This is a genomic window from Lentimicrobiaceae bacterium (assembly GCA_023227965.1).
In the GTDB taxonomy this organism is placed as follows: Bacteria; Bacteroidota; Bacteroidia; order Bacteroidales; family JALOCA01; genus JALOCA01.
Map to the genome: position 1 here is coordinate 92,057 of JALOCA010000007.1, position 16,764 is coordinate 108,820.

At 38.9% G+C, this 16,764-nt stretch carries 16 protein-coding genes; 14 read left to right on the forward strand and 2 right to left on the reverse strand.

The features are described from left to right. Window positions 1-137: 137 nt before the first annotated feature. The 3 genes from M0R21_04010 to M0R21_04020 all read left to right on the forward strand — a co-directional run bounded on the left by M0R21_04010 (window position 138) and on the right by M0R21_04020 (window position 4,040). Window positions 138-1,577: an LptF/LptG family permease gene (locus tag M0R21_04010; GenBank protein MCK9616981.1), complete on the forward strand. Its 1,440-nt coding sequence runs from the start codon at window positions 138-140 to the stop codon at window positions 1,575-1,577. A 3-nt stretch (window positions 1,578-1,580) separates the two neighbouring features. After that, entirely contained in the window at window positions 1,581-2,783 is a 1,203-nt protein-coding gene (locus tag M0R21_04015) for a glycosyltransferase family 4 protein (GenBank protein ID MCK9616982.1), read from the forward strand. A gap of 90 nt (window positions 2,784-2,873) precedes the next feature. After that, window positions 2,874-4,040: a glycosyltransferase gene (locus M0R21_04020; protein MCK9616983.1), complete on the forward strand. Its 1,167-nt coding sequence runs from the start codon at window positions 2,874-2,876 to the stop codon at window positions 4,038-4,040. Window positions 4,041-4,235: 195 nt separating this feature from the next. Here the strand turns inward: M0R21_04020 and M0R21_04025 are convergent, their stop codons facing one another. After that, window positions 4,236-4,397 (reverse strand): hypothetical protein, encoded by a 162-nt coding sequence (locus tag M0R21_04025; GenBank protein MCK9616984.1) that lies wholly within the window; start codon window positions 4,395-4,397, stop codon window positions 4,236-4,238. Between the two features lie 52 nt (window positions 4,398-4,449). Here M0R21_04025 and M0R21_04030 point away from each other — a divergent pair, with 52 nt between their 5' ends. The 9 genes from M0R21_04030 (at window position 4,450) to rocD (ending at window position 14,144) form a co-directional block, all read left to right on the forward strand. Beyond that, complete coding sequence (locus M0R21_04030) at window positions 4,450-5,667, forward strand: PAS domain-containing sensor histidine kinase (protein ID MCK9616985.1); 1,218 nt, start codon at window positions 4,450-4,452, stop codon at window positions 5,665-5,667. Between the two features lie 6 nt (window positions 5,668-5,673). After that, complete coding sequence (gene ettA / locus M0R21_04035; protein MCK9616986.1) at window positions 5,674-7,350, forward strand: energy-dependent translational throttle protein EttA; 1,677 nt, start codon at window positions 5,674-5,676, stop codon at window positions 7,348-7,350. Beyond that, on the forward strand, window positions 7,351-8,022 hold the full coding sequence (locus M0R21_04040) for a hypothetical protein (GenBank protein ID MCK9616987.1): 672 nt from the start codon (window positions 7,351-7,353) through the stop codon (window positions 8,020-8,022). 98 nt (window positions 8,023-8,120) lie between these two features. Beyond that, the gene (locus M0R21_04045) at window positions 8,121-8,876 is read left to right on the forward strand and encodes a DUF3307 domain-containing protein (protein ID MCK9616988.1); all 756 of its coding nucleotides are present in this window, start codon (window positions 8,121-8,123) and stop codon (window positions 8,874-8,876) included. A 4-nt stretch (window positions 8,877-8,880) separates the two neighbouring features. Beyond that, window positions 8,881-9,330, forward strand: coding sequence for an acyl-CoA thioesterase (locus tag M0R21_04050; GenBank protein MCK9616989.1), 450 nt, complete (start codon window positions 8,881-8,883; stop codon window positions 9,328-9,330). After that, window positions 9,327-9,800, forward strand: a complete 474-nt coding sequence (locus tag M0R21_04055) for a WbuC family cupin fold metalloprotein (protein ID MCK9616990.1) — start codon at window positions 9,327-9,329, stop codon at window positions 9,798-9,800. Before M0R21_04050 ends, M0R21_04055 begins: the two co-directional genes overlap by 4 nt. 94 nt (window positions 9,801-9,894) lie before the next feature. After that, window positions 9,895-11,259 (forward strand): histidine--tRNA ligase, encoded by a 1,365-nt coding sequence (gene hisS / locus M0R21_04060; protein ID MCK9616991.1) that lies wholly within the window; start codon window positions 9,895-9,897, stop codon window positions 11,257-11,259. Between the two features lie 43 nt (window positions 11,260-11,302). Beyond that, window positions 11,303-12,850, forward strand: a complete 1,548-nt coding sequence (gene hutH, locus M0R21_04065; GenBank protein ID MCK9616992.1) for a histidine ammonia-lyase — start codon at window positions 11,303-11,305, stop codon at window positions 12,848-12,850. Between the two features lie 70 nt (window positions 12,851-12,920). Next, a complete protein-coding gene (rocD, locus tag M0R21_04070; protein MCK9616993.1) occupies window positions 12,921-14,144 on the forward strand; it encodes an ornithine--oxo-acid transaminase in 1,224 nt (407 codons plus the stop codon). A 62-nt stretch (window positions 14,145-14,206) separates the two neighbouring features. On the opposite strand, the gene M0R21_04075 is transcribed toward rocD, so the two are convergent. Beyond that, a complete protein-coding gene (locus M0R21_04075) occupies window positions 14,207-14,848 on the reverse strand; it encodes a superoxide dismutase (GenBank protein MCK9616994.1) in 642 nt (213 codons plus the stop codon). Between the two features lie 197 nt (window positions 14,849-15,045). Here M0R21_04075 and M0R21_04080 point away from each other — a divergent pair, with 197 nt between their 5' ends. Continuing rightward, the gene (locus M0R21_04080; protein ID MCK9616995.1) at window positions 15,046-16,131 is read left to right on the forward strand and encodes an acyloxyacyl hydrolase; all 1,086 of its coding nucleotides are present in this window, start codon (window positions 15,046-15,048) and stop codon (window positions 16,129-16,131) included. Window positions 16,132-16,230: 99 nt separating this feature from the next. Beyond that, the coding region (locus tag M0R21_04085) for a DUF2807 domain-containing protein (protein MCK9616996.1) at window positions 16,231-16,764 on the forward strand (534 nt) is incomplete at its 3' end.

A 16,764-nucleotide genomic window follows, 5' to 3' on the forward strand; every position in this document is an offset into this window, starting at 1 on the left:
CGTCAACAAACTTAAGGTATATTTTTAAGATGAAAAATGCTTTTTTTTGATTTGGCAATACTTTTCTGTGATTTACGTTTTTATCTTAACTTTGCCTCGGTACAATTGTTTATTATAAATAGTATAAACAACACGATTTGAAAAAGATATATTTTTTAATACTTCGATCTTATGCCGGTCCGCTTATCATGACTTTTTTCATATCGCTGTTTGTTTTGCTGATGCAGTTTTTGTGGAAATATGTTGATGATCTCGTCGGGAAGGGGCTCGACTGGTACATTATCCTGCAATTGTTGTTTTATGCATCAGCAACCTTCGTCCCCCTGGCATTACCCCTGGCAATATTGCTTTCTTCGCTGATGACCTTTGGTAATCTTGGCGAAAGATATGAGCTGGTAGCTATAAAAGCTGCGGGTATTTCGCTGCGAAAAGTGATGCGCCCCCTGATTATTTTGTCGGTATTAATTAGTATCGGAGCCTTTTACTTTTCGAATAACGTGCTACCCCTGGCAAATTTGCAATTTCGAAGTATTTTATACGATGTGCAGCAAAAAAAACTTGCTTTTAATTTAAAGGATGGCGAATACTATAATGGCATTGACGGTTACGTAATCCGAGTACAGAAAAAAGAAAAAGATGGTGTAACTATACGTAATGTTATGATTTATGACCATACCAGCGGTATGGGCAATACCAACTTTACCATGGCAGATTCTGGGCGGATGAATATGAGCAAGGATCAGCGGTTTTTAAATTTTGTTTTATACCACGGGTATAATTTTGATGAAACTTCGGGAAGAAGAAATATGAACGTTCATCCTTTTCAGCGTACAAAATTTGAAGAAGAGCATATTAAGTTTGATTTGTCGCAGTTTCAGCTTAATAGAACTAACCAGGAATTATTTAAAAATAATTTCGAAATGCTTAATCTCAAACAGCTTTCCACTTCGGCTGATTCTATCAAAAAGGAACTCGGCGGTTTGCAGGCAGATATGTCTGCATCGTTTTTCAAAGGATACAATTATTTATCATACCTCGATTCGAGCATTCCTGTACTGCCAGATACAGCCAAAGCATTGCAAAGCAATTTTATCAGTAATTTCGACAAAACAAGTCGCCAGCATATTTTGGATTATGCACTTTCTGATGCCCGAAACAAAAGGGCAAATCTTGAATTTCAAAAGAACTTAAGCGAAAGCAAATATTATACTATTCGCAGACACGAAATTGAATGGCACCGGAAATTTACCTTGTCAATAGCCTGTTTAATCTTGTTTTTTATCGGAGCGCCTTTCGGAGCCATTATTCGTAAAGGAGGATTGGGGTTACCCTTGGTAATTTCGGTTATTTTCTTTGTTTTGTACCATGTTATTTCCATAAGTGGCGAAAAAGCAGTACGTGCCGGTGCTTTGCCTTCGGCAGAAGGAATGTGGCTGGCTTCGATAGTACTGTTGCCCATAGGCATATGGTTTACATATAAAGCTACCACAGATTCACCCTTGCTTGATGCAGATGTTTGGAAGAAATTTTTTAATAAATTTAATACATTAATAGGAAAATATACTAATTTGCAATAATATATGAATATACTAATAGTTTGTAACAAATCACCTTTTCCTCCCAAAGAAGGAGGTCCGATTGCCATGAACGCCATTATCACCGGTTTATTAGATGCGGGACATTCGGTAAAAGTTATTGCAATAAATTCCAATAAATATCATGTTAGTCCTGATGAAATACCTGTCAACTACCGTGAAAAAACCCGGATAGAATTTGTTGATGTTGACCTCTCTGTTAAACCCTGCAAAGCACTTGCCAATTTGTTTTCCAACCGATCCTACCATGTTGAACGATTTATTTCCGCAGCCCTGGAAAATAAAATTTCGGAAGTAGTGCAGAATGACAATTTCGACATCATTCAATTTGAGACCCTTTACATAAGTCCTTATATTGAAACTATTCGCAAATATTCCAATGCGAAAATAATCCTTCGTGCCCATAATATCGAGCACCTGATTTGGGAGCGGGTTGCCCTTTCGTGCAAACAACCCGTAAAACGTCGCTATCTGTGGCACCTGGCACGTACCCTGAAAAAATACGAACTCAATGCCCTCCATAAATTCGACGGGATTGCGGCAATCACCCGTAAAGATGCCATTTATTTCCGTAACTGTGGTACCATAGCACCCGTAACTGATATTTCATTTGGCATTAATTTCGATAATTACCAGGAAGACAACTCCGCCACTGAGTTTCCTTCCGTTTTTCATATTGGTGCGATGAACTGGATTCCTAACAACGAAGGAATAAAATGGTTTCTCGAAAATATTTGGGGCAAAATAAATATACTGTTCCCGGATTTAACATTTTACATTGCCGGTAGAGAAATGCCCGACTGGATACAAAAAAAGAAATACCCCAATGTGGAAATCTTAGGAGAAGTGGAAGATGCTTCGGCATTTATGCGATCAAAAGCTATTATGGTTGTACCTTTGTTTTCGGGCAGCGGAATCCGGATAAAAATTATTGAAGGCATGGCTTTAGGAAAAACCATAATTACAACCCGCATTGGTGCTGAAGGTATTAATTGTACAGATAACGAAAATGTAATTATCGCAGACAATCCTATTGATTTTATTGCTGCTTTGAAAAAATGCCTTGAAAATAAGGAGCTCTGTTGCAAAATAGGCAGTAATGCCCGTAAGCTTATCGAAAAAGAACATAATAACCAACTGATAATCCGCAAACTGACCCATTTTTACGATCAGGTAATTCAATCGTAACAACCACAAAACTCCGGGAAAACGCAACCTAAAATCCATTTCAGGTTTGCTCAATTAAAAATTACCCGTAGGTTTGCAAAAAAAGTGGAAATGAAACTCGTTGTTCTTGTATCGAGGGTACCCTATCCCATTGAAAAAGGCGACAAGCTGCGTGCATTTTATCAAATCAAATACTTGTCTGAAAATAATGAAATACACCTTATTGCTTTAAGTGACCGGAAACCAGAAACCAAAGCCGCCGATGCATTAAAACCTTATTGTGTTTCGTTGCATATATTCCGCCTGCCAAAAATTGCCATTTTTTTTAATTTGATACGTGCATTATTCTGCACAATTCCTTTCCAGGCAGGTTATTTCTTTAACTCACATGTTAAACGAAAGATACAACACCTTATCAGGAATATTAACCCAGATCATATTTATTGCCAGCTTATCCGCACCACCGAATATGTTAAACTGCTTCCTTATCCCAAAACCCTCGATTACCAGGATGTATTTTCCAAAGGCGTTGAAAGACGCATGACGGTTGCTCCCTGGTGGATGCAACCTGTTTTCAGGTGCGAATACAAAAGACTATTACGATACGAAAAAGAAGTTTTTGACCATTTTGATCATACCACAATTATTTCGCAACCCGACCGCGACCTGATTCCTCATGAAAAAAAAGACGACATTCTGATAATTCCCAATGGGGTTGATTACACATATTTTGAGCCACAAAAAACTGAAAAGGAGTTTCAAATTTTGTTTACAGGAAACATGGGATATCCTCCGAATGCCGATGCAGCTCAATTTCTTGCTCTCGAAATTTTGCCGATTGTTCATCAGGAAAAACCCGAAGCAACCCTGGTTCTTGCCGGAATTAATCCCGGTGAAAAAATAAAAGCAATGCAGAATCAATACATTACAGTTACGGGTTGGGTTCCGGATATGCGATATTATTATGCACGTTCACAAATATTTATTGCTCCCATGCGTTTGGGTACAGGCTTACAGAATAAATTGCTCGAAGCTATGGCAATGCTTCTACCTTGTATCACCTCCCTTCTTGCCAATCAGGCACTGAAAGCCTTACCCGGGAAGGAAATTCTTGTAGCGGACTCTGCCAGCGGATTTGCCAATCATATTTTAAAACTTCTAAACGATTCTCATTTTGCTGATACAATCGCCAATAATGGTATGCAATATGTTAAAAAACAGTATAATTGGGCTGAATCGGTAAAAAAATTAGAAGATTGTATGCGATCAGAAAAATAAACTCCTCTTTACGAAACATCAATTAAACCAGATTTTTAAAAAAAATCTGGACGATGAAAAGTTTTTGGATTTTTAAAAATACCATTTAAAAAAACATTTGTTAACCAGAATCTTTCTCAATACATTTGTAGCAGATTTGGATAATTTGTTGATTATGTCTGTTTGTGAAAAAAGAACAACTGCTTTACAAAGGCATTATGTAATACCATTTGTATTGTTGTCTTTTTTAATTTCCCCTTTCATCGGTTTTACTATGGGAATAGTCCCTACAAATTCCGACGAAGTAAAAGGGCATGTGATTTTCTGGTCAATAATTATTTTAGTAATTGTTTTATCAACCATATTTCTAATTATCATTTATTTAATTAATAGGAATGCAAAAAACAATTTACAAACACTCAACGATACGTTGGAAAACAGAATAGAAGAACGCACACAGGAACTCCAAAAAAAGATAACGGAAAAAGAAGAAGCCGAGGAAAAATTGCAGCAAGCAAATCAAGAATACAAAAAACTGCTACAAACACTAAAAACTGGCGAACAAAAATATTTTAACCTGGTGAAATACTCACCTTGGGGCATTGCTTATTATGCTATAGATGGTCAGGTACTTGAAGTTAACCAGGCTCTACTCTCAATTTTAGCTTCCGAAAATGAAGAAGTTACCCTAAATCAAAACCTTCTTACCCTTCAGCAGGCTATAGATGCAGGACTTGTTGACAGTTTCAGGGAATGCATAAATGAAGCCAAAGTCGTTACCAACGAATGCCTTTATTTTAGTTCTTGGGGCAAAAGAATGTATATGCGTTATATTTTTACCCCTCTTTTATCAGATCAGGGAGAAGTGCAAAATGTTTTGGGTACGTTTGAAGATATCACTGATAGAAAAAACGTAGAAGTAACCCTAAAAAATTCGGAAGTAAAACTCAAAGAAGCAAATGCTTCCAAGGACACATTTCTTTCTATAATTGCCCACGACATCAAAACCCCTTTTAATGCTATCCTTGGTTTTTCCGATTTGTTAAATGATGGGTATGATTCCTATTCCGAAACTGACAAAAAAGATTTTATCCGGAATATTTTCGAAGCTGCCGAAATTACATTGAAAATCCTCGACAACCTGTTGCAATGGTCACGAAGTCAGACTGGTAAATTGATAATTAAACCCGAAAATATTAACATTTGTGCTATAATCACTGAAACCATCGAATTTTTAAAAAGCAGTGCAGAAAAAAAAACCATTACTATCATTTCCGAATGCAATTCCGATTGTATGGCATTTGCCGATGAACAAATGATTACCACTGTTATTCGTAACCTGCTATCCAACGCAATAAAATTCACCTTTACAGGAGGTAAAATCAGGATTTCCATTCGTGAATTTGAAAAATACCTTGAAATTACCATTTCTGATGATGGCATTGGAATGAAAGAATTTGAATTGAAAAAACTGTTCAGTATAGAAGAAAAATTTTCTAAAGAAGGTACCGCCCGTGAACAGGGAACAGGATTAGGTTTAATTTTGTGCAAAGAATTTATAGAAAAAAATAGCGGCTGGATTTGGGCAGAAAGCAAGCCCGGAGAAGGAAGCAGTTTTAAATTTACATTGCCGAAAGAACAATTATAAAAACTTATGGCAGAAGATTATAAAATCATCTTTTCGATGGTGGACGTGAATAAAATCGTACCCCCATCACGTCAGATATTGAAAGATATTTACCTTTCTTTTTACTATGGCGCAAAAATAGGCATCATCGGATTAAATGGTGCCGGAAAATCTACCTTGCTGAACATCATTGCCGGAACCGACAAATCTTTTAACGGAGAAGTTGTTTTTTCGCCAGGTTACAAAGTTGGAATGTTAGAGCAGGAACCACATCTCGACGACAGAAAGACCGTGAAAGAAGTTGTAGAAGAAGGAGCTGCCGAAATAGTTGCTTTATTGAAAGAATATGAGGTAGTTAATAACAAGTTTGCCGAACCCATGAGCGACGACGAAATGAGCGCCCTCATCGAACGGCAAGGCAAACTTACAGAACTAATTGAACAGCATAATGCCTGGGAGCTTGATACCAAATTGGAACGGGCAATGGATGCTCTGCGTTGCCCCGAGCCGGATGCTTTGGTGGCAAACCTGTCGGGGGGCGAACGCCGTCGTGTAGCTCTTTGCAGGCTTTTGCTTCAGGAACCGGATATTCTTCTGTTGGACGAACCCACCAACCACCTGGATGCCGAATCGGTGGAATGGCTCGAACATCATTTACAACAATATAAGGGTACAGTAATTGCCGTTACCCACGACCGCTATTTCCTTGACAACGTCGCCGGATGGATACTCGAACTCGACCGTGGCGAAGGCATTCCCTGGAAAGGAAATTATTCTTCCTGGCTCGACCAGAAAACCAAACGGCTTGCTGCCGAAGAAAAAATGGAAACCAAACGCCGCAAAACCCTTGAACGCGAACTGGAATGGGTTCGTATGTCGCCCAAAGCCCGCCATGCCAAAGGGAAAGCCCGTTTGAATGCTTATGAAAATCTTTTGAGCGAAGACGTAAAACAAAAAGAAGAAAAACTCGAAATTTTCATTCCTAATGGTCCCCGGCTGGGAAATAATGTTATTGAAGCCGTAAATGTTTCCAAAGCCTTTAGTGATAAACTTCTTTTTGAAAAGCTGAATTTTGCACTGCCTCCGGCGGGTATCGTTGGTGTGATAGGCCCGAATGGTGCTGGAAAAACCACTCTTTTCAGGTTGATTATGGAAATGGAAAAACCTGACAATGGAGAATTTAAGGTCGGAGAAACCGTAAAAATCGGATACATCGACCAGTCGCATGCCGAAATTGATCCGGAAAAGAATGTTTGGGAAGTAATTTCGGGTGGAAATGAGCAACTTCAAATGGGTGGAAAATTAATCAATTCAAGAGCTTACGTAGCCCGTTTCAACTTTAGCGGAGCCGACCAGGGTAAAAAAACCGGCGTCCTCTCCGGTGGCGAACGCAACCGTCTGCACCTTGCCATGACTTTGAAAAGCGAAGCCAATGTGTTGCTACTTGACGAACCGACCAATGATATTGATATAAATACCCTCCGCGCATTGGAAGAAGGGCTGGAAAATTTTGCCGGCTGCGCCGTAATTATTTCACACGATCGCTGGTTTCTCGACCGCGTTGCCACGCATATTCTTGCCTTTGAAGGAAATTCGGAAGTATTTTTCTTTGAAGGAAATTATTCCGACTACGAGGAAAACAGACGCAAGCGTTTGGGCGATGAAGCGCCGAAAAGAATTCGTTACAAAAAACTTTTGGCTTAAATGGAAAATAAACATTTTGCTGTCATCACCGGCGACATTGTAGGCTCGTCAAAACTTAACGGCGAACAAAAACGGCTGATGGTTGAAGCCGTGAAAACCGGATTCGCAAGGGTTCAGGAAATTTCCGGTAATGAAGCTCTTTTAGGTTATTATTTTTTTAGAGGCGATAGTTTTCAGGGTGTTTTAGTCAATCCGAAATATGCTTTAAAGGCTGCTTTAGCCATAAAAACTGCCCTTCGTACCGAATTTCCGCATCAGCGCAAAAAAGAGGCTCTGGATGCACGGATTGCCATCGGAATAGGTTGTGTTGACAATCTTTCTTCAGAAATTCCTGGTACCGGAAACGGAGAAGCATTTCTGCTGTCGGGGCTTACTCTTGATAAAATGAAACCCCGGCAACGTTTAATTATTGTAACTTCCAACTCTGCAATTAACTCCGAACTGGTTGCCGAATGTGCTATGGCAGATGCCATTATTTCTCAATGGGCAGTTCAAAGTGCTGAAGCGGTTTATCTTTCCCTGAAAGGGCTTACGCTGGAGCAAATTGCTGAATCGTCGGGTATTAGCCCTATTGCTGCACATTACCGCCTCGAAAAAGCAGGCTTTTTTGCATTTATGCAATGGGAAAGCAGATGGATGGAATTATTGGATTTATTAAGTCCAGGGACTTAATTTAGCTAATATTAAGTCCAGGGACTTAAAATAATATTTATTAAGTCCAGGGACTTAATTTTTTATTCATAGTAAAAATTTTTTTAATAGACTTAAAAATGGGAGCATTGCCGGATAATGAAATCATATCACTCATTGTAAGGCTTTTGGCTGCGCATTTGTTGGCGGATTTTTACCTGCAACCCACATCCTGGGTTTTAGATAAGAAAAAACACAATTGGGCTTCCGCTGAAATGCTGAAGCATTTAATGGTAATTGCAACAATCAGTTGGATATTTTCCGGTTTTGTTACTGGGATATGGCTGATCCCCATTGCAATATTCGTTTTGGTGCACTGGCTTACCGATAGCTGGAAAAGTAGCCGGCAAGAAACCTCCTTCCTTTTTATTTCAGACCAACTTATTCATATACTTACTATTGTATTAATAGTATACATTTTTAAAAATAATAAAATTCAAACACTTTTCCCACTTTACAGTCAATTTTCAGATATTCACTTCTGGATAATTTTTAGTGGATTTTTACTGGTAGCACATCCTGTCTCGCACCTTATTTATCTTTTTACCAGACAATTTCAAAAAAACCTGGACAACCGGGAAGAACCGGGGTTGGCAAATGCCGGAAAAACCATTGGTATCCTCGAACGCTGGCTTATCCTGATTTTCATTTTTATAAACCAGTTTAATGCCGTAGGTTTTCTGATAGCCGCTAAATCCATTCTTAGGTTTGCCGACATTCGCAATGCCCCCGACCGGAAAATGGCTGAATATATTCTCATTGGTACCATGATGAGTTTTCTTTTTGCTATAATTATCGGAATAACAATTAATTATTTACATAAATTTGAATACTAATACTATGACTCAAATTCCAATTCGCAGTTACGACACCCATCGCCTTGTAAAAAGTGAAGACCTGAACCACCACGGAACCCTTTTTGCCGGACGAAGTGCCGAATGGTTTGTAGAAGCCGGTTTCGTAGCCGCATCCAGCCTTTTAAATCCTAAATATTTGATTTGCTTAAAAATACACGGGATGAAATTTTCAAAACCGGTTTTACCAGGTGAAACAGTGTGTTTTACAAGCAAAATAGTTTTTGCCGGACGAACCAGCTTAGTTGGCTATATCAGAGTAACGCTTATAAATAAACCAGAACAGGTTTTGGTTCACGGCTTTGTTACTTTTGTTCATGTTGACGATAATACCCGTCCACAACCTCATAATATTGAAATGCTTGCAGTTACTGCTGAAGATATTGATTTACAGCAAAAAGCAATTGCATTAAAAAACGAATCAGGCAGAAAATGATAAAAATCAATCAGGATTTCCTTCAAAAAACATCCGATCAAGCTAAAATTTCTCCGCGAAAGCGGATGAATTATAATTATCATCCAACGTATGAAGATGGTTTTCAACGGTTTTTAAATGCTATGGAACCCGGATCCTACATTCGTCCGCATAAGCACGAAAATCCCGACCGCGACGAAGCGTTCATTGCCCTTCGCGGGAAAATGCTGGTTATTGTTTTTAATAATGACGGAAGCATTAAAAATCATTGCATTATATCTCCTGACGGAGAAAATGTCGGAGTTGAAATTCCTGCCCGTACGTTTCATACCGTGCTTTCGCTCGAGGAAAACTCGGTAGCTTATGAAGCCAAAGAAGGTCCGTATATCCCTAAAAATGATATTAATTCCGCTCCATGGTCGCCGCCGGAAGGCACTCCGGAAGCGGAAATCTATCTGAAGCATCTTTTACAACAACTTCACCTTGCCTGAAACAAGGAAATTCCTGTACCTTTGCACACCTAATTTTTACGGCATTGTTTTCTGGTTTATCCGGAAATAATGCTGATTTTTAAATTTTTATATAATGGCACAAAAACCGTCCATCCCCAAAGGAACCCGCGACTTCTCCCCCATGGAAATGATGCGCAGGAACTATATTTTCGATACAATCCGTTCTGTTTTTAAACTTTACGGCTATCAGCCCATAGAAACTCCGGCGATGGAAAACCTTTCTACCCTGCTGGGAAAATATGGAGAAGAAGGGGACAAACTTCTTTTTAGAGTCCTGAATTCCGGTGATTTCCTGCAAAATTTGCCATTGAATGACAATCAGTTGCCAACAGCAAATAAACTTGCCCCTTTAATTTCTGAAAAAGGTTTGCGCTATGATCTTACCGTGCCTTTTGCACGTTATGTGGTTCAATACCGGAACGATATTACTTTTCCTTTCAAACGTTACCAAATTCAGCCCGTTTGGCGTGCCGACCGTCCGCAAAAAGGCCGTTACCGTGAATTTTACCAATGCGACGTGGATGTGATCGGTAGCGATTCGTTGCTTAACGAAGTTGAACTGATCCAGATCATTGATGCTATTTTTTCTGCTTTACGGATAAACGTAAAAATTCTTATCAACAACCGTAAAATCCTTGCCGGGATATCCGAAGTAATAGGAGAAGCTGCAAAAATCACCGACATTACCGTTGCGATTGACAAATTGGATAAAATTGGCGCCGAAAATGTGAATACGGAACTGGCAGAAAAAGGCATTCCTGCCGAAGCCATAGAAAAGTTGCAACCCATTCTCAATCTTCAGGGAAACACAGCAGAAAAGCTTGAAAAACTGCAAAAACTGCTTGAAAATTCAGCTACCGGATTGAAAGGAATCGAAGAAATGAAAACCGTGTTCGGATATTTCAACCAGTTGAACCTTACAGCCGAAGCCGAACTTAATCTTACCCTTGCCCGCGGATTGAATTATTACACAGGCGCTATTATCGAGGTAAAGGCGATGGATGTTCCTATGGGAAGTATTTGTGGCGGTGGTCGTTACGACGATCTTACCGGAATTTTCGGTCTTCCTGGCGTTTCCGGTGTAGGCGTTTCCTTTGGTGCCGACAGGATTTACGACGTTATGAACGAGCTAAATCTCTTTCCAGAAAATAAAGAAGTTAGCAGCCAGGTGCTTTTGGTAAATTTTGGCGCCAAAGAAGAAAAATATTGCCTGAATGTAGCCACACAATTGCGTCAAAAAGGTATTAATACAGATATTTATCCAGAATCAACAAAAATAAAAAAGCAAATGGCTTATGCTGATGCAAAAAATATACCTTATGTTATCATCATAGGGAGCGAAGAAATGAAAAGTGGAATTCTTACACTTAAAAATATGATTACCGGTAAGCAGGAAAATCTTTCCGAACAAGAAATTATCCAGAAATTAATCTGTTAATTGTCTTTTTATTTTAAATTAATAACCTTTTAATTTTAAATTAATGCAAAATATTCATTATATTTCTGTCGAAACATTGCAATTTGAAACCATCGAAAAAATCATAAAACAACATTTTCAACTGCAACTCACGGAAGATTCAAAACAAAGAATAGAAAAATGCCGCAACTACTTAGATAAAAAAATGGAAACCTCATCCGATCCCATCTATGGAGTAAATACCGGATTTGGTGCTCTTTGCGAACATAAAATTTCTAAGGATGAGCTTTCTGCACTTCAACGTAATCTGGTGATGTCGCATGCCTGCGGCACTGGTGAAGAAGTTCCGCAGGAAATCGTAAAATTAATGCTGTTGCTTAAAATACAATCACTTTCATATGGTAATTCAGGCGTTCAGCTAAAAACTGTTGAGCGTTTGATTGACTTTTTCAACCACGACATCCTTCCGGTAGTTTATCAGCAAGGCTCGCTTGGGGCTTCTGGTGATTTGGCGCCTCTGGCTCACCTCTCTCTGCCTTTACTCGGTCTTGGAGAAGTTTATTTCGAAGGGAAAAAACAGCAAAGTGCTGCCATTTACCAAAAATTTGGTTGGAAACCAATTGTATTACAATCAAAAGAAGGACTTGCATTGCTAAATGGCACCCAGTTTATGAGTGCTTACGGCGTTTATTGCTGCCTTCGTGTTTTCAAACTCTCGCGCCTTGCCGACATCACCGCCGCAATTTCGTTGGATGCCTTTGATGGTTTAATAGAACCTTTTCATCCTCACATACAGCAGATAAGACCTCATTATGGCCAAATAAAAACAGCAAGACGCTTCCGAAATATTTTAAGTGGCAGCGAACTTATTTCAAGACAAAAAACTCACGTTCAAGATCCCTATTCATTCCGTTGCATCCCGCAGGTGCATGGAGCTTCCAAAGATTCAATTATTTACGTTGCTTACGTTTTCCGAAACGAAATTAATTCCGTTACCGACAACCCTACAATATTTCCGGAAGAAGATTTAATAATTTCAGCCGGAAATTTCCACGGGCAACCATTAGCTCTTGCCTTTGATAATCTTTGCATTGCAATGGCAGAGCTTGGAAATATCTCTGAACGACGCACTTATCAGCTAATTTCAGGAAAACGAGGTTTGCCGCCTTTTCTGGTTGCCAAACCAGGATTGAATTCCGGATTCATGATTCCGCAATACACTGCTGCATCAATAGTTAGCCAAAACAAACAGCTTTGTACCCCGGCTTCGGTTGACTCTATCGAATCTTCAAACGGGCAGGAAGACCACGTAAGCATGGGAGCCAACGCCGCTACCAAGGCTTTCCGCGTGCTGGAAAATCTGGAACGTATTCTTGCTATTGAATTTTACAATGCCGCACAGGCTTTGGAATTCCGGCGTCCGGCTAAAACATCTCCCTTCCTCGAAAATTTTTTGGAAAAATATCGTAAAATAGTTTCATTCATTGATAATGACAAAGTTATGTATAACGATATTCGGCTAACCGTTGATTTTCTGAAAAATGTAGAATTGCAACTCCCCGAAGAAGAACCCGACCGATACGAACTTTGGACAAAACTCGGACAATTTTAAGTTTTTTCTTTCGTCGAATTTAATACCTTTGCAGCATAATTCTATTCAATAACTTCTTAATAAAGTAAGTATGACTCAAACTATGAACTCCGGCTTAGCTATGCAGCTTGAAGATAAGTACGGAGCACACAACTATCATCCGCTGCCGGTAGTGCTTTCCCGTGGAAAAGGACCCCTGGTTTGGGACGTAGAAGGCAAACAATATTACGATTTTCTTTCAGCATATTCAGCCGTAAACCAAGGACATTGTCATCCTAAAATAATTAAGGCAATGGCTGACCAGGCTCAGGTTTTAACTCTTACTTCAAGAGCTTTTTACAACGATTGCCTTGGTCCTTATGAAAAGTTTATTACCGAATATTTCGGATATCAGCGTGTTCTACCAATGAATAGCGGTGCAGAAGCCGACGAAACCGCTCTTAAACTTACCCGCAAATGGGCTTATAAAGTTAAGGGAATTCCGCAAAATGAAGCAAAAATAATTGTTTGCGAAAACAACTTTCATGGTCGTACAACTACCATAATTTCTTTTTCAACCGACCCGGATGCCTATTCCGATTACGGTCCTTTTACTCCCGGATTTATCATTATTCCTTACAACGACATTCCTGCCCTGGAAAAGGCACTTCAAGACCCCAATGTTGCAGGTTTTCTTGTTGAACCTATTCAGGGTGAAGCCGGTGTGTTTGTTCCCGACGAGGGCTACCTGGCTAAAGCTTCTGCTCTTTGCAAAGCAAAAAATGTTCTTTTTATTGCCGACGAAGTTCAAACCGGTATTGCACGTACCGGCAAACTTCTTGCCTGCGACCACGAAGGCGTTCGCCCCGATATTTTAATTCTTGGGAAAGCCCTTTCGGGCGGAACAATGCCTATTTCAGCAGTTCTTGCCGACGACGAAATTATGCTGACAATAAAACCCGGTGAACATGGTTCAACTTTTGGGGGTAATCCTTTGGCTGCGAAAGTTGCCATTGCTGCCCTCGAAGTTGTTAAAGAAGAAAAACTTGCCGATAAAGCCGAATATCTTGGAAATATTTTCAGAAAAGAAATTCGCAAAATCAAAAGCGATATGATTGAATTGGTTCGCGGAAAAGGTTTGCTGAATGCTGTGATTATCCGCCCCAGAAATGGCAAGGAAGCATGGGATATTTGTTTAAAAATGCGCGACAATGGTGTGCTGGCTAAACCTACTCATCAGCATATTATCCGTTTTGCCCCTCCTTTGGTAATTAGTGAAGAACATATTCTCGATGCTGTGGAAAGAATAAAACAATCAATTATTTCTTTCGAATAATTAAAAAAAAGCCGGTCTTCAAAAAGAAGCCGGCTTTTTTCCTGAATTAACCAAACTACAACTTATTTTTGCATTGTTTTTTCAAAACGACTGCTTACAACAGTCCAATTTACTACATTCCAGAAAGCATTCACATAATCAGGACGACGATTTTGGTATTTTAAATAATATGCGTGCTCCCAAACATCGAGAGCAAGTAGCGGAGTTCCTTTTTTGTCGGCAATATCCATCAATGGATTATCCTGGTTGGGGGTGGAAACCACCTGTAAATCTTTATTTTCATCAAGAATCAGCCATGCCCAGCCACTTCCAAAACGGGTTTTGGCGGCTTCTTCAAACAGTTTTTCAAACTCTTCTAACGAACCAAATCGTTTGATGATGGCTTCCTTCAACTCAGTAGAAATTTCTCCATTTTCCCCCTTTGGAGCCATATTTTCCCAAAACAATTTGTGATTGTAATATCCGCCGCCATTGTTCCTGACTGCTACCGGATATTTACTGATATTGGCAAAAATATCTTTAATGCACATGTTTTCAGCTTCTGTTCCTGCAATTGCTTTCATAAAATTATCATAATAAGCCCTGTGGTGCTTGGAATAATGGATTTCCATGGTCGTTTTATCAATGTAAGGTTCCAGTGCATCGTAGGAATAAGGCAATGTCGGAAATTCAAATTTTGAGGTATTTTCTTTATTTGTATTCATATCGTGATTATTATTTTTAATTGTTTGACATTCAGATTTAGTGATTATCATCAAGGATAATCCGGCTATTATTAACAGACTTTGTAATATGGTTTTCATGTCTTAATTTAGATTTTGTATAAATAACATTACATTTAACAGATTGTTCAACGAGTATTCATAATATTTTTTGATTATTGCAACTTCTTAACTTTGCTATGAAAGCCAGGCTGCTTTTATTTTCTTTATCCATATTCTGCTTCTTTGGTAATCTTTCCGCACAACAACGTTTCAGCGGATGGAATGCCGAACTAAGGGGAAATTACGGTTTTATTATGCAGCATCATTACAATATGGGTGTTTACACCAATCATCATTTCCCTTCGTTTGAGGCAAGTTTTTTCAAGCAAAGCAGCGGAAAGCAATATTGGCAACAACTTTACCGCTATCCCTCCTACGGTTTCGCTTGTTTTTATTCATCACTTGGCAGTACACGCGAATTGGGAAATGTTTACGCCCTTTATCCATTCATGCGATTTCCATTGTTCCGAAATAATATGTTTCAACTCGATTTTCGACTTGGCTTTGGCGCCGGTTATTTCACAAAAAAATTCGACAGAACCGAAAATTATAAAAACCTGGCAATAGGCTCAAATGTAAATGCATGCATTAGTTTTATGTATGATATTGCTTACAATATTAATCCGAATTGGAAAGCATCGCTCGGAGTTTCATGGACGCATTTTTCAAACGGAACTATGATTAGCCCTAATTACGGAATAAATCTGCCGATGGCAAGTGCAGGAATCGTCTATAAATTGAAACCCACCAAATTCATCAAAAGAGATAAGCAGTTTTTTGATAAAAATTGGATTTTTAATCTTGAAGCTGCCACAGGGTTAAAACAAATCGAGGAAAATTACGATTACAACTACAAGATTTTCTACTTTTCATTTAAAGAACTGTATTACACTTCCCCTAAACATGCTTTTGGCTTTGGGCAGGATATTGGGTACGACGAAAGCGATAAAATTTTGCTTCAACTCGATGGAAGGGAAAATGTTTCGGATAAAGATTTTATAAACTGCGGCATCAGTGCAATACACCGTTGGGACATCGGCAGATTAAAAATTGACTTTTCGTTGGGCACTTACCTTTTCCGTACCGAAAAAAGCGATGCCAATGTTTATGATAAACTCGCAATTAAATATCAGTTTTATAAAAATTTTGAAACATTTATTTTCCTTAAATCACATTATGCCAAAGCTGATTTTATGGGTTGGGGAATTGGGTGGAGCCTGTAAAATAATTTGAGATTTTAGAATGCAGAAATCAGATTTAAATTTATGAATGCAGATTATAGATTTCCAATATTAAAGAATAGATTTCCATCCGTTTTCAAGATGTTTTTGTTAATTCTTTTTTTAGCATCCTGCTCGGATGATAATTGTGATTGCCTTAATGGAAACGGTGTTGTAGTAACAGAAAACAGAGTATCCGGCAATTTTAATACCTTAAATATCAAGGGTGATGTGGATGTTATTCTCGTTCCTTCCGATAGCACTTTCCTGAAAGTGGAAACAGGAATCAACCTGATGGATAACATTAAAACATATATAACTGACAGTATTTTATACATTAAAAACGAAACTTCCTGCAACTGGCTTCGCAGTTTTGACAATAAGGTAAAAATATTTGTAGCCATAAAAAACCTTAGTCATATCACCTTCCGCTCAAACGGAAAACTGAGTTGTGCCGATACTTTACGAATGCCGGTTTTAAAAATAAATGTCTGGGACGGCTCAGGAAGTATTGCCCTTAAAATGAATAACTATGCAAATTATGTTGCAATGCACATCGGGGCAGTTGACATAACTTTAAGTGGCAAAAGCAGTCAGCTATATTTGTATAATGCCTGTTACGGACCATTTTTTGGC